Annotated in this window: 17 protein-coding genes and 3 tRNA genes; 8 read left to right on the forward strand and 12 right to left on the reverse strand. The window is 30.3% G+C overall.

Translation table 11 applies throughout. From position 1 onward, the window contains the following. Window positions 1-2 precede the first annotated feature (2 nt). The 5 genes from I1A51_RS05150 to I1A51_RS05170 form a co-directional block, all read right to left on the reverse strand. Window positions 3-755 (reverse strand): class I SAM-dependent methyltransferase, encoded by a 753-nt coding sequence (locus I1A51_RS05150; RefSeq protein ID WP_196891745.1) that lies wholly within the window; start codon window positions 753-755, stop codon window positions 3-5. A gap of 144 nt (window positions 756-899) precedes the next feature. Then, the gene (locus I1A51_RS05155; protein ID WP_196891746.1) at window positions 900-2,696 is read right to left on the reverse strand and encodes an acyl-CoA dehydrogenase family protein; all 1,797 of its coding nucleotides are present in this window, start codon (window positions 2,694-2,696) and stop codon (window positions 900-902) included. A gap of 30 nt (window positions 2,697-2,726) precedes the next feature. After that, window positions 2,727-3,911, reverse strand: a complete 1,185-nt coding sequence (locus I1A51_RS05160; RefSeq protein ID WP_196891748.1) for an acetyl-CoA C-acyltransferase — start codon at window positions 3,909-3,911, stop codon at window positions 2,727-2,729. Between the two features lie 15 nt (window positions 3,912-3,926). Beyond that, a complete protein-coding gene (locus I1A51_RS05165) occupies window positions 3,927-6,332 on the reverse strand; it encodes a 3-hydroxyacyl-CoA dehydrogenase/enoyl-CoA hydratase family protein (protein ID WP_196891750.1) in 2,406 nt (801 codons plus the stop codon). A 36-nt stretch (window positions 6,333-6,368) separates the two neighbouring features. Further along, complete coding sequence (locus I1A51_RS05170; RefSeq protein ID WP_196891752.1) at window positions 6,369-6,809, reverse strand: MarR family winged helix-turn-helix transcriptional regulator; 441 nt, start codon at window positions 6,807-6,809, stop codon at window positions 6,369-6,371. Window positions 6,810-6,979: 170 nt separating this feature from the next. Here I1A51_RS05170 and I1A51_RS05175 point away from each other — a divergent pair, with 170 nt between their 5' ends. Next, the gene (locus I1A51_RS05175; RefSeq protein ID WP_196891753.1) at window positions 6,980-7,987 is read left to right on the forward strand and encodes a 3-oxoacyl-ACP synthase III family protein; all 1,008 of its coding nucleotides are present in this window, start codon (window positions 6,980-6,982) and stop codon (window positions 7,985-7,987) included. Window positions 7,988-8,241: 254 nt separating this feature from the next. Here I1A51_RS05175 and I1A51_RS05180 read toward each other — a convergent pair whose 3' ends face one another. Beyond that, the gene (locus I1A51_RS05180) at window positions 8,242-10,635 is read right to left on the reverse strand and encodes an outer membrane beta-barrel family protein (protein WP_196891755.1); all 2,394 of its coding nucleotides are present in this window, start codon (window positions 10,633-10,635) and stop codon (window positions 8,242-8,244) included. Window positions 10,636-10,854: 219 nt separating this feature from the next. Between I1A51_RS05180 and I1A51_RS05185 the strand changes: the two genes are divergently transcribed. Beyond that, window positions 10,855-11,220, forward strand: a complete 366-nt coding sequence (locus tag I1A51_RS05185) for a CoA-binding protein (protein ID WP_196891757.1) — start codon at window positions 10,855-10,857, stop codon at window positions 11,218-11,220. 16 nt (window positions 11,221-11,236) lie between these two features. Here I1A51_RS05185 and I1A51_RS05190 read toward each other — a convergent pair whose 3' ends face one another. Further along, window positions 11,237-11,593: a winged helix-turn-helix transcriptional regulator gene (locus I1A51_RS05190; RefSeq protein ID WP_196891758.1), complete on the reverse strand. Its 357-nt coding sequence runs from the start codon at window positions 11,591-11,593 to the stop codon at window positions 11,237-11,239. A 115-nt stretch (window positions 11,594-11,708) separates the two neighbouring features. Between I1A51_RS05190 and I1A51_RS05195 the strand changes: the two genes are divergently transcribed. Together I1A51_RS05195 and I1A51_RS05200 are read left to right on the forward strand one after the other, a co-directional pair. Next, the gene (locus I1A51_RS05195; protein ID WP_196892383.1) at window positions 11,709-12,290 is read left to right on the forward strand and encodes an NAD(P)H-dependent oxidoreductase; all 582 of its coding nucleotides are present in this window, start codon (window positions 11,709-11,711) and stop codon (window positions 12,288-12,290) included. A 77-nt stretch (window positions 12,291-12,367) separates the two neighbouring features. Further along, the gene (locus I1A51_RS05200) at window positions 12,368-13,162 is read left to right on the forward strand and encodes an EcsC family protein (RefSeq protein ID WP_196891760.1); all 795 of its coding nucleotides are present in this window, start codon (window positions 12,368-12,370) and stop codon (window positions 13,160-13,162) included. Between the two features lie 54 nt (window positions 13,163-13,216). Here the strand turns inward: I1A51_RS05200 and I1A51_RS05205 are convergent, their stop codons facing one another. Next, window positions 13,217-14,524, reverse strand: coding sequence for an NAD(P)/FAD-dependent oxidoreductase (locus I1A51_RS05205; RefSeq protein WP_196891762.1), 1,308 nt, complete (start codon window positions 14,522-14,524; stop codon window positions 13,217-13,219). Between the two features lie 134 nt (window positions 14,525-14,658). Next, window positions 14,659-16,587, reverse strand: a complete 1,929-nt coding sequence (gene dnaK / locus I1A51_RS05210) for a molecular chaperone DnaK (RefSeq protein ID WP_196891768.1) — start codon at window positions 16,585-16,587, stop codon at window positions 14,659-14,661. A gap of 358 nt (window positions 16,588-16,945) precedes the next feature. Here dnaK and I1A51_RS05215 point away from each other — a divergent pair, with 358 nt between their 5' ends. The 4 genes from I1A51_RS05215 to I1A51_RS05230 all read left to right on the forward strand — a co-directional run bounded on the left by I1A51_RS05215 (window position 16,946) and on the right by I1A51_RS05230 (window position 20,021). Beyond that, complete coding sequence (locus I1A51_RS05215; RefSeq protein WP_196891769.1) at window positions 16,946-17,683, forward strand: SDR family NAD(P)-dependent oxidoreductase; 738 nt, start codon at window positions 16,946-16,948, stop codon at window positions 17,681-17,683. Between the two features lie 125 nt (window positions 17,684-17,808). Further along, window positions 17,809-18,678 (forward strand): glycosyl hydrolase family 18 protein, encoded by an 870-nt coding sequence (locus I1A51_RS05220; RefSeq protein ID WP_196891771.1) that lies wholly within the window; start codon window positions 17,809-17,811, stop codon window positions 18,676-18,678. Between the two features lie 112 nt (window positions 18,679-18,790). After that, window positions 18,791-19,351, forward strand: a complete 561-nt coding sequence (locus I1A51_RS05225; protein WP_196891773.1) for a TetR/AcrR family transcriptional regulator — start codon at window positions 18,791-18,793, stop codon at window positions 19,349-19,351. A 61-nt stretch (window positions 19,352-19,412) separates the two neighbouring features. Further along, window positions 19,413-20,021, forward strand: coding sequence for an SRPBCC family protein (locus I1A51_RS05230; protein ID WP_196891774.1), 609 nt, complete (start codon window positions 19,413-19,415; stop codon window positions 20,019-20,021). 170 nt (window positions 20,022-20,191) lie between these two features. Here I1A51_RS05230 and I1A51_RS05235 read toward each other — a convergent pair. The 3 genes from I1A51_RS05235 to I1A51_RS05245 form a co-directional block, all read right to left on the reverse strand. Continuing rightward, window positions 20,192-20,264 (reverse strand) — tRNA-Lys (locus I1A51_RS05235). Between the two features lie 12 nt (window positions 20,265-20,276). Next, window positions 20,277-20,357, reverse strand: a tRNA-Tyr gene (locus I1A51_RS05240). A gap of 24 nt (window positions 20,358-20,381) precedes the next feature. Further along, a tRNA-Lys gene (locus I1A51_RS05245) sits at window positions 20,382-20,454 on the reverse strand. Between the last annotated feature and the right edge of the window lie 46 nt (window positions 20,455-20,500).

The following is a 20,500-nucleotide window of genomic DNA, read 5'->3' on the forward strand; positions in this document are numbered from 1 at the left end:
GCTTATTTTATTGCTTTGATTAAAATATCGTACGGATATGCAATATACTCTTCCCAATATTTCTCACCAAATTTTTCTTTTCCCTCTTCTGAGATTGTTAAAGAAATCCATTTAAATGATTTAAATCCTACATCTCTAAAAGCCTTTTCATAAACTCTTGGATCCATAAAATAATCTGTGATAAAAATCCTTCCATGTTGATCTGGAATTATCTCAATATTTACTGGGCTTCCATTAGAATAATCATCTTCTTTAATAGAAATATCAATTTTATAATTTTTATATCGATCTCGAATATATCCTTTATGATGAAAATTAAAAGTACAACTTAAGAAAATTCCATCTTCCTTTAAATTTTTATAAATAACCTCAGCAATTGTTCGAACTTCTTCTTCAGATTTTGCATGATTTAAAAGAAAAATAGAAGTTATAATATCAAATTCATCTAATTTTTCTAAATCTTTCACATCCTTTTCTATAAATTCAATATTTTGAACACCTAACATTTCTTTTTTACGATTTGCTAGTTTAATCATTCGAGGAGAAATATCTACTCCAACAATTTTTTCCGCTTCTTTTTTTTGAAATAGAAAAGCATAATGTCCTGTTCGACAAGCTAAGTCCAAAATCTTTTTTCCTTTCAAATTTCCTAAGTGCATTAAAATTGAAGGTTCTTCCACATATTTTCTGGTGGGAATTTCAAGCGAGAAATCATACATGATTTCCAACTCTTCTTCATTTGGTATTTTTTTCATTTTTTAAGTTTTATATTCTATTTCTCTAAAATACTCATATTAATGTTATTAACCTAGATTATAAAACCAAAAAAACCTACTAAAAATAGTAGGTTTTTAAATTCAAAACTTAAACTTTTGATAAAATAAATCAAAATCTAATTCTTAAAAACAATATTTATTTTCTTTAATTAATTTTTCTGCTATTTGTTTCTGTAAAGCAAAAATATTTGGTTCATTTACATATTTCGTAAAACGTTTTAATCCTAATAATAAAAGACGTAAATCATCTCCTTCAGCAAAAGAAATTATAGCTTCTCTTCCACTTCGTTTTGTAACTTCTACGGTGTGGAATAAATTAATTTTAGCCATCGCAATTTCTGCATCGTAATTTTTATCTGGATTATTTTTTATCGCTTTTTCTGTTCTTAAAATGGTAGACTCAGATATGAAAATTGCCATCATAATATCTGCTGCGGCCATTAAAATCTGTTGTTGTTCTTCTAGTTCCATTCCAAAAGTTTCAACAGCTTTTCCTGCAACCATTAAATAAGCTTTTTTCAATTTACCTAAAATCTCTTTTTCTTCTGAAAAAAGCTCTGCATAATCAGGAACATCAAAAGAAGGTATTTCTAAAAGTTCATTTGCAACATTCATTGCTGGTCCCATCAAATCAACTTCTCCTTTCATTGCTTTTTTCAGCAACATTCCAACAGTTAACATTCGATTGATTTCATTTGTACCCTCATAAATTCTAGCAATTCTAGCATCACGCCAAGCAGATTCCATCGGTGTGTCTTCAGAGAATCCCATTCCTCCAAGAATCTGAATTCCTTCATCTGTAATATATTGAATTGCTTCCGAAGCATAAACTTTTAACATTGCACATTCAATTGCATATTCTTCAGCGCCTTTTAATTCTGCTTCTTGATGTGATTTTCCTTCTGCGATTAAGCTGTCGATTTTATCTTGAATATATTTTCCAGTTCTATAAATTCCACATTCACTAGCATATGACTGTGTTGCCATTTCTGCTATTTTCTGTTGAATTGCTCCAAAATTTGCAATTGCAGTTTTAAACTGTTTTCTTTCATTTGCATAATTTACAGCATTTGTTATAGTTCTTCTTCCAGCTTCAAGAGTTGCAACAGCCAATTTTATTCTTCCAATATTTAAAGAATTTAAAGCAATTTTAAATCCTTTATTTCTTTCTGAAAGCATATTTTCAACAGGTACTCTTGTCTCACTAAAGAAAACTTGTCTAGTTGAAGATGCACGGATTCCTAATTTATGTTCTTCTTCTCCTAATGTAATTCCATTCGGATTTTCAGAATCATATTCGATAATAAAAGCAGAAAGATTTTTATCATCTTCTATTCTTGCAAAAACAATCATCACATGACAAAAACCTGCATTGGAAATCCACATTTTTTGTCCAGTAATTGTATAAAACGTTCCATCTTCAGATAAAACAGCCTTTGTTTTACCTGAATTTGCATCACTTCCCGAATCTGGTTCCGTCAGACAATAAGAACCAAACCATTCTCCAGATGCTAATTTTGGAACGTATTTTTGTTTTTGTTCTTCTGTACCATATAAAATGATTGGCATTGTTCCAATTCCAGTATGTGCTCCAAAAGCAGTTCCAAAAGAACCTGTTGCACCAGAAATATAATCACAAACCAAAAGTGTTGAAATGAAATTCATTCCCAAACCTCCATATTCTTCAGGAACAGAAACTCCTAAAAAACCTAATTCTCCTGCCTTTTCCATACATTCTTTTGTGAATGTATAATCTTTATTTTCAAAACGATTTTTATTTGGCCAAAGTTCTCTATCAACAAACTCTGATACTGCCTCTTTCATCATTTTTTGTTCTTCAGTAAATTCATCTACTGTAAATATGTCGTCTATTTGAGATTCTTTAATAAGATATTCTCCACCTTTGATAATGCCACTCATGATAAATATTTTTTAGGTTTTGAAAAGTTTTTATTCTAATAATTCATAAATTCCTGCGGCTCCTTGCCCAGTTCCTACACACATTGTAACCATTCCGTACTTATTCTTTCTACGTTTCATTTCGTTAAAAAGTTGTACAGAAAGTTTAGCTCCCGTACATCCAAGTGGATGTCCTAAAGCGATTGCTCCTCCATTAACATTGACAATATCTGGATTCACTCCTAATTCTCTAATAACAGCTAAAGATTGTGAAGCAAAAGCTTCATTTAATTCAATTAAATCTATATCATTTAAAGACATATTAGCTATTTTCAATGCTTTTGGAATTGCTTTTAATGGTCCAATTCCCATAATACTTGGTGGAACACCAGCAGCAGCATAAGAAACCATTCTTGCAATTGGTTTTAATCCCAATTCATTAACCATTTCTTCACTCATTACTAAAGCAAAAGCAGCTCCATCACTCATTTGTGAAGAATTTCCAGCAGTCACACTTCCTCCTTGAGCAAAAACAGGACGAAGTTTGTGTAAAGCCTCAATAGAAGTGTCTTTTCTCGGACCTTCATCTATTTCCATTGTATATTTTTTCGTTTGTCTTTTATCAGAGCTATCAATAAAAATTTGTTCAATGGTAATTGGTGCAATTTCATCAACAAATTTTCCTTCTTTTAATGCATTTAAAGCCTTTTGATGTGAATTAAAAGCAAATAAATCTTGATCTTCTCTGGAAACATTGTATTTCTTAGCAACAGCTTCTGCTGTTAATCCCATTCCCCAATAATAATCTTCATGACCTTCTTTTGCTGCTTTATAATCTGGAACAGGCTTATAACCTCCCATTGGAATAAAACTCATACTTTCTGCTCCTCCAGCAATGATACAATCCGCATAACCAGATTGAATTTTAGAAACAGCCAAACTGATTGTTTCCAAACCTGAAGCACAATATCTATTTACTGTCATTCCAGGAACATCATCAATATCTAACCCCATTAAAGAAACTAATCTTCCCATATTCAGACCTTGTTCTGCTTCTGGCATTGCATTTCCAACAATCACATCGTCAATTCTTTTCTTATCTAATTCAGGAACTTTACTCAATAAATATTGAATTGTTTCTGCAGCCAATTCATCAGGTCGTTTAAATCGAAACAAACCTCTAGGAGCTTTTCCAACGGCTGTTCTATATGCTTTTACTATATATGCAGTTTTCATTTTTCAACTTAAATTTTAATTACGTAATGGCTTTCCAGTTTTCAATGTATGTTGAATACGTTCCAATGTTTTCTTTTCAGTCAGAAGTGAAAGGAAAGCTTCTCTTTCTAGATTTAATAAATATTGTTCTGAAACTTTCGATTTTTCAGATAAATCTCCTCCAGACATTACATAAGCAAGTTTATTTGCAATCAATTTGTCATGTTCTGATGCAAAATTTCCTTTTTGTAAACTATCTGTTCCAACCAAAAACATTCCCAAAGCTTGCTGTCCTAAAACCTCTACTTTTTCTGGAACTGGCTGTGTATATCCATCTTCTAGCATTTGCAAAGCATAACGTTTTGCAGTTGCTAACTGTCTATCTTTATTTACGACAATAACATCTTTATCTTTTTGGATATAATTAAAATCTTGCGCCTCATAAGCGGAAGTAGCAACTTTTGCCATCGCAATGTTGATGAAACTTTCTCTTAAACGATTTAATTGAACATCGTCTTTTTGAAATAATTCTGTTGTTCTACGAACCATTTCTTTGGTTCCTCCTCCAGCTGGAATTAATCCTACTCCAAATTCAACTAAACCTATATAAGTTTCCGCAGCTGCAACAACTTTATCAGCATGTAATGTCAATTCACATCCTCCTCCAAGTGTCATTCCATGTGGCGCAACAATTGTTGGAATGGAAGAATAACGAAGACGCATTACAGTATTTTGAAAGAATCGAATGCTATAATCTAATTCATCATATTCTTGTTCGATAGCCATCATAAAAGCCATTGCTAGATTTGCTCCTACAGAAAAATGTTGCGCTTGATTTCCTAAGATAACTGCTTCATATTCTGTTTCTGCTAAATCAATTGCTTTATTAATTCCTTGTAAAACTCCAGCTCCAAGAGTATTCATTTTTGAACGGAATTCTACATTCAAAACTCCATCTCCTAAATGTTGGATTTGCGCTTCTTTGTTTTCCCAAATCGTTTTAGTTTCTCTAATGTTATTTAAGATTAAGAAACCTTCTTGACTTGTATTTTTTTGGTAAGTTTTTGATTTAATATCATAGTATTTCTTTTCACCATTTTCTACTTTATAGAAAGAAAAAATACCAGAAGCTAACATATCATTTACCCAATTATTTGGTGTAAATCCCTCTTCTTTCATCCAAGCTAAAGATTTTTCTACACCAACAGCATCCCAAATTTCAAAAGGGCCATCTTCCCACCCAAATCCAGCTTTTACAGCATCATCAATTCGATAAAGTTCATCTGAAATCTCAGGAATCCTATTTGAAACATACGCAAATAACATCGCTAATGTTTTTCTAAAAAACTCTCCAGCTTTATCTTTTCCTTTTACTAAAATTGGAAATCTTTCTAAAACATTATCAATGTTTTTTGTTAGTTCAAGAGTTGCAAATTTTGCAGATTTTTTAGGACGATATTCTAACGTATTTAAATCTAAAGATAGAATCTCTTTTTTTCCTTTTTCATTGGTTACTTTCTTATAAAATCCTTGTTTTGTTTTTGATCCTAAAAGATTTTTCTCTAGCATTTCATGAATGAATTCAGGCACTTCAAATAAATTTGCCATTTCATCATTTTTCACATTATCTGCAATTCCTTTAATAGTATGCACCAAAGTATCTAAACCTACAACATCAACTGTTCGGAAAGTTGCTGATTTTGGACGGCCAATTAAAGGACCAGTTAGTTTATCAACTTCTTCAATTGTCAAATTTAAATCTTTCACCACTTTCAGAATACTCATAATTCCGAAAACTCCGATTCGATTTCCAATAAATGCTGGTGTATCTTTGGCTAAAACAGAAGTTTTCCCTAAAAATTTATCTCCATAATGCATTAAGAAATCTACAATTTCTGGTTTACATTTTGGGCTAGGAACAACTTCAAATAAGCGTAAATATCTCGGGGGGTTGAAAAAGTGCGTTACAGCAAAATGTTCTTGAAAATCTTCACTTCTTCCTTGACTCATTAAATGAATCGGAATTCCAGAAGTATTTGAAGTAACAATCGTTCCTTTCTTTCTGTGTTTTTCTATTTGATCAAAAACAATATTTTTGATTTTTAATTGCTCTGTTACCACCTCAATAATCCAATCAACTTCTGCAATTTTATGCATATCGTCTTCTGTGTTTCCAGTTTCGATTCGACTTGCAAAAGATTTATGATAAATCGGAGATGGGTTTGATTTTAAAGCATTTTTTAAATGCTCATTTACGATTCTGTTTCGAACAGATTTATCTTCCAAAGATTGTCCTTTTTTCTTTTCAATCTCGGTAAGTTCTCTCGGAACTATATCCAACAATAACACTTGCACGCCAATATTGGCAAAGTGACAAGCAATTCCTGATCCCATTATTCCTGATCCTATAATTGCAACTTTCTTTATAGATCTTTTTTTCATAAAATGGTTATTATAAGGTGATAAGTTTTTCTTTTGTTATTCATCGAAAATTAATTTATCCACAATCAATCGATTGATTTCTTCTGAAACTTCAAAAAAAGTTTTCAGTTTTTCCATCGGAATGTGTTCTTTGATTGTGTCATTAAATTTTAAAACATAGGTTTTGGAAAGTTCTCTTTTTTCCATTCCAAAATCTGTTAATTTAATTAAAACACTTCTTTTATCTTTTGGATTTTTTTCTCTAAAAATTAAACCTTTTGCTTCCATATCTTTTAAAGTTCTAGAAAGACTTGTAGGTTCCATTCCTAATTTAGGACCCAAATCCGTTGAGCGTGTTCCATTTTTTTTGTCAATACTCAGCATCACGAAAGCTGTTGTCATTGTAGTATCATACTTCGAAGCCTGTTCATTATACATCTTACAAAGTGACTGCCAAGTGGTTCTGAGACAGTAATCAATCGTTTCTTCTTTTCGCATAGTTCCAAATATAATAAAAAATTACTATGCAAGCATAATAATTTTTCTATAAGAATTTAATAAAGTTTAAAATACAATTCTAAAAAATTGCAAAATACTTAAAAATACTAAAATCATTTTTCATATCACATTAATTTTCTATTTTTAGGAAAATAGAAAAAACGAAGCCTATGTACAATTCGAAAATAACAGGATTAGGATACTATGTACCAGATAATATAATCACGAATGATGACTTATCAAAAATGATGGATACAAATGATGAGTGGATTCAAGAGAGGACTGGTATTAAAGAAAGAAGATGGATTAAAAAAGGAAGTGATGATACAACTGCAACGATGGGAGCTAAAGCTGCTAAAATTGCAATTGAAAGAGCAGGATTGACAAAAGATGATATTGACTTTATTGTTTTTGCAACTTTAAGTCCAGATTATTATTTCCCAGGTGGAGGTGTTCAAATTCAAGATATTTTAGAAATGCCTACGATTGGAGCTTTAGATATCAGAAATCAATGTTCAGGATTTGTATATGGAATTTCTGTTGCAGATCAATTTATCAAAACTGGAATGTATAAGAATATTCTTGTTATTGGTTCTGAGTATCATTCAGGAGGTTTAGATTTAAGTACAAGAGGAAGAAATGTTGCTGTAATTTTTGGTGATGGAGCTGGAGCTGCAGTTTTATCTAGAACAGAAGATAATTCGAAGGGTGTTCTTTCTACACATTTACATTCTGAAGGAAAATATGCTGAAAAATTAATGGTAGAAGGACCAAGTATTCGTCGTTGGGTTCCGCAATTATTAGAAGAAAATAATCCAGAAGATATTTCTTACTATCCATATATGGATGGACAATTTGTATTTAAAAATGCTGTTGTTCGTTTTTCTGAAGTAATTATGGAAGGTTTAATGACAAATAATTTAAAGCCTACAGACATTGATATGTTAATACCTCATCAGGCAAACTTGAGAATAGCACAATTTATTCAAAAGAAATTTGGATTGTCGGATGATCAAGTTTTTAACAATATCATGAAATATGGAAATACAACAGCTGCTTCTGTTGTAATTGCGTTGACAGAAGCTTGGGAAGAAGGAAAAATCAAAGATGGAGATTTAGTAGTTCTTGCTGCTTTTGGAAGTGGATTTACTTGGGCAAGTGCTGTTATTCGCTGGTAAAAATTAATTTAAATAATATAAAAGAAAAAAGGTTGTATTTAGTAAATACAACCTTTTTATCGATTAACCAAAATGCTTACTTAGCATAAAAAAACAAATAATTCAAATAAGTTATAATCTTTATTTATATTTCCATATAATTCAAGTTTAATAGTTCTTTTTCTTTTTATAATTCTAATTTTTGTTGTTAAATTATTTATGATAACTTATGAATTGCTGTTTTAGTATAGTCTTTAATAAATATTTAACATTTATTAGAACATACCTCCACTTCCTCTCTTTTCATTGTTATCTCTATACTTTCTTTGTCTAGCTTTATTCTTTCCTCCTCCAAATCTGTATGAGAATCCGATATAAGCAGTATGACTTGGCCATCTGAATTCTCCTTCTTGTGGATATGGACTTAATTTTCCTGGTTCAAAAGCAAATCTCATTGTATTAAATACATCGTTAAAGTTTGCACTAATTGTTCCTTTTCCATCTAATACAGTATATCTAGCTCCTGTATTTACTCCCCACATTGGCTTTGTATTAAATTGTAAACTTTTGTTTGCTCCTCTATAGAATCCTGTTAATTGGAATCTTAATTTCTTTGTTGCTTTAAATGAGTTGCTAATTCTAGTATCAAATGCTAAATTGTCTACTTCTGCATTTTGTAATGCAACTACACCTTTTTCTGTATTTTGATAGAAGTTTAAACTTCCGTTTAATGTCCACCATTTTGCTAATCTGTAATATCCTGAAACTTCTAATCCGTAAGCATTATTATCTCCAATATTATTATAAGATAAGATTAACTTCGTTGGATCTACAACATCTTTTACAACTGTTCTTGAAATATTATCTTTAATTAATCTATAGAATGCTCCAACTGTAATAGATCCTTTTCCTAATCTTCTTGTATAATTTAATTCTACCGAGTTTGTAAATTGTGGATCTAATTCTGGATTACCAACAGAGATAATTACTGGCGTTGAAAATTCTCTAATCGGATTTACTTGTCCTAAAGATGGTCTATCAACTCTATAACTATAGCTTAATTGGAATTGATTTTTTTCTGATGGATTAAAAGTTAAAAACGCTGAAGGATATACTGTAAAATAATCATCTTCATAAATTCTCTCATCATTTAAATCTGCTTCCACATCATATTTCTCAAAACGTGCTCCAACTTGCGCCATTAATTTTTGACTAAAAGCTAAGTTATAATTGAAATAAGCAGAATTGATATATCTGTTATATTTGAAGAATTTATTTGGTAAAATTTCTCCTGTTTCGCTTAACTGTGTTGTGATATTATTATCATCTGATTTTTGTGTTCTAGATTCAGCTCCTAATTCTAATTTTGAACTTTCAGAAATTGGTAAAGTATAATCTACGTTGAAAATAAAATTTTCTCCTTTTTTGTCAATATCATTGATAAAGTTTAATGTTCCATCTGTTGGGAAATTAATCTCATCATAAATCGCATATTCTGTATTATCTGATTTACTATAATTTGCTTCAATATCTAAATTATGTCCTTTATCATTAAAATCAACTGTATAGTTTAAGTTGTAAATCTGAGAATAATTATCAGAATCGATATCACTATATTGGAATGTATTTAATGCCGGATTTAATAAGAAATCTAATGAAGTTGTTCCTGGTGTTTTAGAATCAATAAAATTTTGAGTTGTATAAAAAGATAATGTATTCTTTTCGTTGATATAAAAATCAAAACCAGTCTTTACTAAATGTGATACATTTTCATTATCAAAAGTAAATGTTTGGTAAATAGGATTCTCTCCTGATCTATTCACATATCCTCCATTTTCAGATTTTCCAGCATTCGCTCCATAGTTTAAGAAAAAGTTTACTTTATTCACTTTATAATTTAAATCTAAAGATCCGTTAAAACGATTTCCTTTTCCATATGTATATCCTGCATTCACATTACCATTGAATCCCATCATTGAATTCTTATGTAAAATAATGTTAATCATTCCACTCATTCCTTCAGGATTGTATTTTGCAGAAGGATTTGTAATCAATTCAATACTTTTAATTGAAGTTGAAGGAATTTGTTGTAAAAGTTGCTCAACACTTAAAGTTGTTGGTTTTCCATCTAATAAAACACGTACATTGTCATTTCCTCTTAAACTTAATGAACCTGTTTGTTGGTCTACAGTTACAGAAGGAATGTTATTTAAAACATCTGAAGCTGTTGCTCCTACTGATGTTAAATCTTTTCCTACATTAATTACTTTTCTATCTACTTTTTGAATCGTTTCAGAAGTTTCTGCAACAACCACAACCTCATCCAACTGCGCTGTATCTTCTTCCAAAGAAATCGTTCCAAAATTATGTTTACTCTTATTTAGTGTAATATTGTGCGTTTGTGTTTTATATCCAATAAATTGAAATTCTACCACAATATCTCCATAAACAATATTTTTTACTGTAAATTCTCCATTGTCATCTGTAATGTCTCCAGTTAAAATATTTCCATCTTTCGACTTAACAATAATATTTACATATGGTAAAATCTCAGAACTTACTTTATCTACAATTTTTCCAGTAATAGCTCCTTTTTTGGGTGGTTCTCCATTTGCAAATGTGGCAACGCTTAAAAATAAGCAGCTAAAAAATAATATAAAATTTTTCATTTTCTTTTTGGTTTGATTCGTTTTATTATTAATTCAATATAGTTTATTACATATTACCTTGTTATACATAATAATCATTCTAAATAACGCTTCTTAATTATCTATAAACATTAAAAAAAGTGTTGAAAGATTTTAAAGAAGTGTACGACTAAAAGACGCAGAGAATATTTTATTGTTACTTTTTTTTTTTACTTTAACAATTCTTTAACAAGAGATTTTATGAAACAAAATGTATTAATTCTCGGAGCTTCCTCAAATCCAATGAGATACTCATATAAAGCGATTGAAATGCTTGGTGAAAAAAATTATAAAATTTTTGCAATTGGAGGAAAAGAAGTCAGTGTAAATGACACAAATATTTATACTGAAATTCAAAATGATTGGAAAGATATTGATACAATTACGATGTATTTAAATCCAAATCATCAAAAAATGTATTATGATCAAATTTTAAAAATAAATCCTAGAAGAGTCATTTTTAATCCAGGTTCTGAAAATCCTGAATTGATGAAATTACTCAAGGAAAACGACATACAAGTGGAACAAGCTTGTACTTTGGTATTATTAAGAACCAATATGTTTTAACAAAAAAAGTCAGGAATTAATTTTCTTGACTTTTCTTTTTTTCTTCCATCTTCTCTCCCATTTCTTCTCCCCATTCTACAATTAAATCCAAAATTGGAATCAGCGTTTTTCCAAAATCTGACAATGAATATTCTACTTTTAAAGGTGGTTTTGTATTGTAAACTTTTTTTAAAATTAATCCATCTTCTTCTAGTTGTTTTAACTGTAAACTTAAAGTACGCTCTGTAATGGTTGGCATTAATCGTTTTAATTCACTATACCTTTTTACAGAATCTTTTATATAAACTAAAATTACTGTTTTCCACTTTCCTCCGATATAATCCATTGTTAATGAAGTACAACAGGGATAAATTTTTTCTCCTCTTTTATACATTTTTAAACTATCCTTTTTGACCGTTATTGCAAAAGTATCAAACGCTTGGTAATTTTGCAACTATAAAAATTATAGTATAAAACTAAAAAAATAAAATCATGAAATTTTAAATAATATTCAAAATAGATATACCACAAAAAAATATGATAACACAAAAGCTGTTGCAGAAGAAGACATTAAAAAATTAAAACATATCTTACATTTAAGTCCTTCTTCAATTAATAGTCAACCTTGGAATTTCATTTTTGTTTCCGATCAAGAAACTAAAAATAAATTGGCAGATGCTTCTTTTTTTAATGCTGAAAGAATCAAAGATGCAAGTCATTTAATTGTTTTTAATACAGTAAATAATAAACCTTTCTTTGAAAATCAAATTAATGAAAATTTACCTGAAGGAGCAGTTGGTTATTATAATACTTTTTTAAAAGAAAAACCTGAAACAGAAATTGTAAATTGGCTTTCTCATCAAGTTTATATTGCGCTTGGTGTTTTTTTAAGTGCTTGTGCAAATATGAATATCGATTCTACACCAATGGAAGGAATTGAACCAAAAAAATATGCAGAAATTTTAAAATTAGACAATCATACGCCACTTTTTGCTGTTGCAATCGGTTATCGTGATGAAAATGATTCGAATCAACCAACAATTACTGCGAAACAAAGATTGTGTTTTGAAGATGTAATTAAATCTATTTAATGCTTAAATCTCTTCTTTTTTAAGGAGAGATTAATGTGCTTAAAATTTATTTATATTTGGATTTTAACACAAAGAAAATGATTGAAATAGAAAAAGAAATTACAAATGATGATTTAATCGAATTAAAAAAAGCGAAAAAACTTCTTGAAAACCCAGGACTTGCTGCAAAAATTACAAATTATATAGGAAAACCCATTGAAAGCGGATTAGACAGTTTACCTGAAAAATGGAAAGCAAAATTAAGCGATGTTACAGTGGAATCATTAATGAAAGCTGCAAATGGCGCAATTTTCACTATGAAAGATATTCCAGGAACAAAATCTTCCAATTTAAAACACAAATTTGCAGTTGCTTTAAGTGGTGGAGTTGGAGGTTTTTTCGGTTTACCAGCTTTGGCTTTGGAGCTTCCAGTTTCTACAACTATTATGTTACGTTCTATCGCTGATATTTCTCGTGAACAAGGAGAATCAATTAGTGAAATTGAAACAAAATTTGCTTGTCTTGAAGTTTTTGCTTTTGGTGGAAATAATATGACAGATGATAATATGCAATCTGGTTATTTTACAGTTCGTGCTTCTTTGGCGAAATCTGTTACGGAAGCAAGTAAATATATCATTGAAAAAGGATTAACTGAAAAAGGAGCTCCTGTTATTTTAAAAGTTTTTACTAAAATTGCGGAAAGATTTTCAATTCAAATTACAGAAAAATTAGCAGGTCAAGCTATTCCTTTAATTGGAGCAGCAGGAGGTGCAGCTATTAATACCATGTTTTTAAATCATTTTCAAGACATGGCGATTGGACATTTTACTGTTCGAAAATTGGAACGAAAATATGGTTCTGAATTAATTAAAGAAATTTATTATAAGGTTTAAAAAAACAGCACTCGAAAAAGTGCTGTTTATAAAAATATTTTTATTTCCTTAATTTTAAACAAATTTCTCTGCTTCTAATTCCTTTTTATTTTTTCTTTTAAAAGAGCGAACAATTAAACGTGTTCCTTTATCAGATCTTACATAATTATATACCCAATTAAAAAACACAACTGTTCTATTTCTAAATCCAACCAAAGACATTAAATGAACAAACATCCAAATGAACCACGCGAAAATTCCTTGAAATTTCATTCTTTTTAAATCTACAACTGCTTTGTTTCTTCCAATCGTTGCCATCGAACCTTTGTCGTGGTATTTAAAAGCAATCAACTCTTTTCCTTCCATAGAAGCAATTAAATTTTTTGCTAATAATTTTCCTTGTTGAATCGCAGGTTGCGCCATCATCGGATGCCCTCTTGGTAAATCATCTGTTTGCATACAAGCAACGTCTCCAATTGCAAAAATATCTTTCTCTCCAACTACCCGATTATATACATCTACCTTAACCCGATTTGCTCTTTCAATTACACATCCTTCAGCCAAACCATTCACTGCTGCTCCCATCACTCCTGCTGCCCAAATCAGTGTTGCTGTTTTAAATTTCACATCTGTATTTGTACTAACCGTCACACCATCATAATCCGATACAAATGTTTTAAAATAAATATTCACACCTAGTTCTTCTAAAAATTTTTGTGCTTTTGCAGAAGAAACTTCACTCATCGCTTCCAAAACTTTTCCAGCTCCTTCTACTAGATTAATTTCCATTTCTGAAAAATCTAAATCTGGATAATCTTTTGGTAAAATATTATTTTTCATTTCCGCTAAAGCTCCTGCAAGTTCCACTCCTGTTGGTCCTGCTCCCACGACAACGAAATTCATCAATTCTTCCCGCCTCTGTTTATTTTTAGATAAAACTGCTTCTTCAAAATTTTCTAAAACTAAACTTCTCAAATCTAAAGATTGTGTCAAATCTTTCATTGCCATACTAAATTTGGCAACATTTTTATTTCCAAAGAAATTTGTTTGAGATCCAGTGGCAATCACTAAATAATCATAAGATAATTTCCCAATAGAAGTTTCTAATTCTTTTTTTCCAGAATTAATAGATTTTACATCTGCTAATCTGAAATAAAAATCTTTAAATCCTTTGATAATTTTCCGTATTGGAAAAGCGATGGAATCAGGTTCTAAACTTGCTGTGGAAACTTGGTAAAGAAGTGGTTGGAAAGTGTGGTAATTGTTTTTGTCTAAAAGAACTACTTGGACGTTCTTATTTTTTAAGCCTTTGGCAATTGCAATTCCTGCAAACCCAGCTCCAATAATGACAACTCTTGGTAAATCGGATTCTGGTATATTCATAATTAATAAGCTAATTTTTGAGCTTATCAATTTACAAAATTTACCAGATTTTTTTGTTATAATTTTACTAAAATCATAAAAAAAGCCCTCAAAAATTGAGGGCTTGAAAATTATATTGATAATTAAAACAAAACTTATTTTACTTCTTCAAAGTCAACGTCTTGTACATCATCTTCACCTTTTGCATTTCCACCAGCGTTCGCTCCAGCATTTGCTCCTGCTTCAGGACCAGCAGCTCCAGCTCCGTTAGCTTGTGCATCTTGTTGTGCTTTATACATTTCTTCAGAAGCAACTTTCCAAGCTTCATTAATCTTTTCCATTGCAGCATCAATAGCAGCAAGATCTTGAGACTGGTGAGCTTTCTTTAATTCTTCTAAAGCATCTTCAATTGGTTGTTTTTTATCTATAGATAATTTATCACCAAATTCTTTTAATTGTTTTTCTGTTTGGAAAATCATTGAATCAGCTCCATTGATTTTCTCCACTTTTTCCTTTTCTGCTTTATCCGCTTCCGCATTAGCTTCTGCTTCTTTTCTCATTTTCTCGATTTCTTCTTCTGTTAATCCAGATGAAGCTTCGATTCTAATATCCTGAGATTTTCCAGTTGCTTTATCAGTTGCAGAAACTTTAATGATTCCGTTTGCATCAATATCGAAAGTAACTTCAATTTGAGGAACTCCTCTTTGTGCTGGTGGAATTCCATCTAAATGGAACTTACCAATTGTCTTGTTATCTTTCGCCATTGGACGCTCTCCTTGTAATACGTGAATATCTACAGAAGGTTGGTTGTCAGCAGCAGTTGAGAATACTTGAGATTTCTTTGTTGGAATTGTAGTATTCGCATCAATTAATTTAGTCATTACTCCTCCCATTGTTTCAATTCCTAATGAAAGTGGAGTTACATCTAATAATAATACGTCTTTTACATCTCCTGTTAATACTCCTCCTTGAATAGCAGCTCCAATCGCAACAACCTCATCAGGATTTACTCCTTTAGATGGTTTCTTACCAAAGAATTTCTCTACTTCTTCTTGGATTTTTGGAATACGTGTAGAACCTCCTACTAAAATAATCTCATCAATATCTGATTTAGATAATCCTGCATCATTTAAAGCTTTTGCTACAGGTTCCATTGAACGAACTACTAAATCATGTGCTAATTGCTCAAATTTAGCTTTCGTTAAAGTCTTCACTAAGTGCTTAGGTCCTGAAGCAGTTGCAGTAATATAAGGTAAGTTAATCTCCGTTTGTGCACTAGAAGATAACTCAATCTTAGCTTTCTCAGCAGCTTCTTTTAAACGTTGTAAAGCCATTGGATCCTGACGTAAATCAAAATTTTCTTCTGATTTAAATTCATCAGCTAACCAATCGATAATTACTTGGTCAAAATCATCTCCTCCTAAGTGCGTATCACCATTCGTAGAAAGTACTTCAAATACTCCGTCTCCTAATTCTAAGATTGAAATATCAAATGTTCCTCCACCTAAATCATAAACAGCGATTTTTCTATCTGTATCAGCCTTATCTAAACCATAAGCTAAAGCAGCAGCTGTTGGCTCATTGATAATTCTTGCTACTTTTAATCCAGCAATTTCACCAGCTTCTTTCGTAGCCTGACGTTGCGCATCATTAAAGTATGCAGGAACAGTAACTACAGCTTCCGAAACTTCTTGTCCTAAATAATCCTCAGCAGTTTTCTTCATTTTTTGAAGAATCATCGCTGAAATTTCTTGTGGTGTATATAAACGTCCATCGATATCCACTCTTGGAGTATCGTTATCTCCTTTTACTACTTTGTAAGGTACTCTTTCTGCCTCTTTTTGTGATTCAGAAAATTTATTCCCCATAAATCTCTTTATAGAATAAATTGTCTTTAAAGGATTTGTAACAGCTTGACGTTTTGCTGGGTCTCCTACTTTTCTTTCTCCTCCATCGATGAAAGCAACAATTGAAGGTGTAGTTCTTTTACCTTCTGAATTTGGTATCACTACAGGCTCATTTCCTTCCATTACAGAAACACATGAGTTTGTAGTTCCTAAGTCAATTCCTATAATTTTACTCATAATCCTATATTTTGAATGTCTTTATTTCTAATTTTTATAACTGCTTCTATTTAGTCAATTTATATGCCATCCAATTTTTTCTTGTTTTTTGTCATAAAATTTAATTTTAACTGACTTTTTTATGTCATATTGACATTGACAATAATTTTTTAACTAAAAAAAGCTGACATTTTTATATTTTCATGACGCGTTAAAAACCTAATTATTTAATTTCTATAAAATATAGAAGCCTTAAATTACTTCTTTTCTATAAAAACTATTTTTAATTATTTCTGAATTAACATTTTTTAAACCTATTTATTTCTTAAAATTAAAACACAGATTTTTTGTAACTTCTTTCTTATTAAAGAATTTAATTATGTCTATAAAGAAAATCGCTATTATTTCTGGAGGAACAAATGGAATCGGAAAAGCTGTTTGTGAAAAATTATATTTTCAAAATTGGATTATCTATAATCTAGATATCAAAACGCAAAAACATAATTTCGCTAATTTTCTAAATTGTGATATTTCTAATTTCGATGAAGTAAAACAACAAATTAAATTCATTTATCAAAAAGAAAAACATATTGATGCAGTTTTTAGTAATGCCGGAATTCATCATCTAGCAAATTTAGAAGAAACAACTCTCGAAGACTTTCATAAAGTTCTTTCTATTAATTTCTGCGGAACTTTCTATCTTTTAAAATCTGTTTTACCTATTCTTAAAAAACAAAAATTTGGAAAAATTGTTCTTAATGGATCTGATCAATGTTTTGTGGGAAAGGCTAATTCTTTTATTTATGGTGCAACGAAAGGCGCTATCGGACAAATCACAAAAAGTACAGCAATTGATTACGCTCCTTTTAATATTCAAGTAAATGCAGTTTGTCCAGGAACTACAAATACAACTTTAGTAGACGATTTTTTAAAAAAATATTGTAATTCTGAAAAAGAGAAACAGGAAACAATTTCTTTCTTAAATAATGCACAACCTATAAAACGAATGGCAAAACCTGAAGAAATCGCTTCTTTAGTTTCTTATCTTTTTTCTGAAAATTCGGATTATATCACAGGATCTCTAATTTCAATTGACGGTGGTTATACTTGTCAATAAAATTATGTGAAATCTATTTTTATCTTATCTTTTTTAAATAGATACCATTTATATGTTTGTTAAAATCTAATTTAAAACACTACATTAGCATAACATAAATTAATGAACAAAAACAAAGATTTGTTATGCAAAATACTACTAGATTTGTAACTTATTATTGCGGAAATCAAATTCCTTTAAAAGATGCTGTTTCGCTTCCTTATACGCATATTATGATTGCTTTTTTATTTACAAAACCTGAAAATCCAATGGAATTAATTTTAGACGGAGGAACTGCTCTGAAAAATATTCCACCTACTTTCACAAATTCTACAAAACAAGCAATTCAAGAATTAAAAAATGCTGGTAAAAAAGTGATGATTTCTTTTGGTGGTGGTGCAATGCATTCTGAAGCTTATAAAGGAATTGTTGGAAAAGAGGCTGAAATGGCTGAAAAATTAGTCAATTTTATCCATGAAAATAATTTAGATGGAATTGATATCGATTTTGAAGATACTTCTGCTTTTAAAAATACCGCAACTTATAATGGTCGTCAGTTTTTAATTGATTTAACTTTAGAACTTAAAAAGCGTCTTCCTTATAATATGGAAATTGCACATGCTCCACAACCTCCTTATTTTAGAAAAGGAACAGAAATTGACGGATATGTTGCTGTGATGGAAAAAGCTGGTCATGCAATCGATTTTGTAAACGTCCAATATTATAACAATACTCCTTGGAGTAGCAATCCTGAAAAAATTATTGAAACTTATTCTGAATTCAATGATTTAGCTGGAATGAGTGCAGAAAAACACGTTCTTGGTTTTCCTGTAACTGAAAAAGATGCTGGTTCTGGTTATTTACTTGCTTCCACAATTGTTTCTGAAATTGTTTATCCTTTAAAAGAATCTTTCGGAATTGGTGGTGTTATGAATTGGCAATTTTCAAGTGATGTTGGTGGACAATGGGCCGTTGAAATTGGCTACGAATTAATGGAAGAAGATGAATTAATTTAAAATATTTCTTGAAGGCTAGACTTTTTTGTTTGGCCTTTTTTTATTTTTTAATTAAAATATTTTGGTTTTAAATAAATAACTATACATTTGTAGAGTAATTAGTCGGTTTAAAATGGATAAAAAAGAAAAAATATTTGATACAGCTTTAAAACTTTTTGTAAAAGATGGTTTTCATGGTACACCAACTAGCAAAATTGCTAAAGAAGCTGGAATTGCAAATGGAACACTTTTTCACCATTTTAAAACAAAAGATATTCTTATTAAAGAACTTTATTTAAAATCAAAAGAAGAAATTAACGATTACATTGAAGAACATATTAAAGGAGATTTAAATCCAAAAACAAAATTTAAAGCTCTCTACATAAGTTCACTAAATTGGTCAATTGATCATAGTGATAAATTTCAATTTATACTTTTATTTCAATCTTCTCCTTTCTTAAAATTGATTCCTCAAGAAACTTTAGATCAACAATCTCAAAGTTATTATAAAGTTCTAAATGAATGCTATTCTAAAAATCTATTTACAGATTTACCTTTAGATTATATTTATACGCTTCTTCTAAATCATTTTATGGGAAATAAAGAATACATAATTCAAAATTCTCTTAGCCAAGAAGAAAGAAAAAATTTAATAAATACAAGCTTTGATTTATTATGGCGTATGATAAGTTAAAAAATTTAATTATACAATAGAGTGATTAGTCAGTCTATATTTTATTTAAAACTAAAAAATTATGAAACAATTAATTGTAATCTTTCTTTGTCTATTTTCAATTACATCTATTTTTTCTCAAGAAAATGTAGAATGGAAATTAAAACATAATAAAAATGGAACAACCCTTCACACTCGCTTTCCAGAAGTAAAAAACAAAAAAGGAAAAAAAGAAACTGTTTTTGAATGGAAAATTAATTCTACACAAACTATTTCTTTCGAAAATTGTAAAAATGCAATTAAGAATGTAAATAATCATAAAAAATTCTATGATTGTAAAGAAAGTAAAGTTCTTAATGAGATAAACAATGAAACGGTTGCTTATTATTTATTCGATGCTCCTTGGCCAATGTCTGACATGGATTTAATACGAACTATTACACATTCCGAAAATGAAAATATATTTATTTCTAAACACATTTCTTCTCCTGAAAAAATGAAATTAAATGACGAAAAAAGAGTGGAAATTTCAGAAATCATTTATAAAATAAAAAAAATAAATGATGAAAAAGTGGAAATTGAAATAATTGGAAAATTTATACCTGTTGGTGTTCCTGATTTTTTAGCGAAATCTTGGTTTCCTAAAGGACCTTTAAAAGTCTTAGAAGAACTGACAAAAGCTTCAAAATAATATCTTTCTCTACTTTACTGTTTGAATTAATAAATAAACCTCAAACAAAAAGCGATAACAATTGTTATCGCTTTTTTATTTGTAGATTATTAAAAAATTCAAATGAAAAATTTTCCAACTTTTTAAAAAAGATATATGAAAAAAAAAGCTCCACTTATCGTGAAGCTAAGTGACCGGGCTGGGGCTCGAACCCAGGACCCTCTCCTTAAAAGGGAGATGCTCTACCAACTGAGCTACCCGGTCATTAAATTTTTGTGGTGAGAGGAGGATTCGAACCTCCGAAGCTTGCGCAGCAGATTTACAGTCTGCCCTCGTTGGCCACTTGAGTATCTCACCAAGATTTACGTTATAAACCTTAAGTGACCGGGCTGGGGCTCGAACCCAGGACCCTCTCCTTAAAAGGGAGATGCTCTACCAACTGAGCTACCCGGTCATTAAATTTTTGTGGTGAGAGGAGGATTCGAACCTCCGAAGCTTGC

The sequence above is a fragment of the Aureivirga marina genome, from assembly GCF_015767265.1.
GTDB lineage: Bacteria > Bacteroidota > Bacteroidia > Flavobacteriales > Flavobacteriaceae > Aureivirga > Aureivirga marina.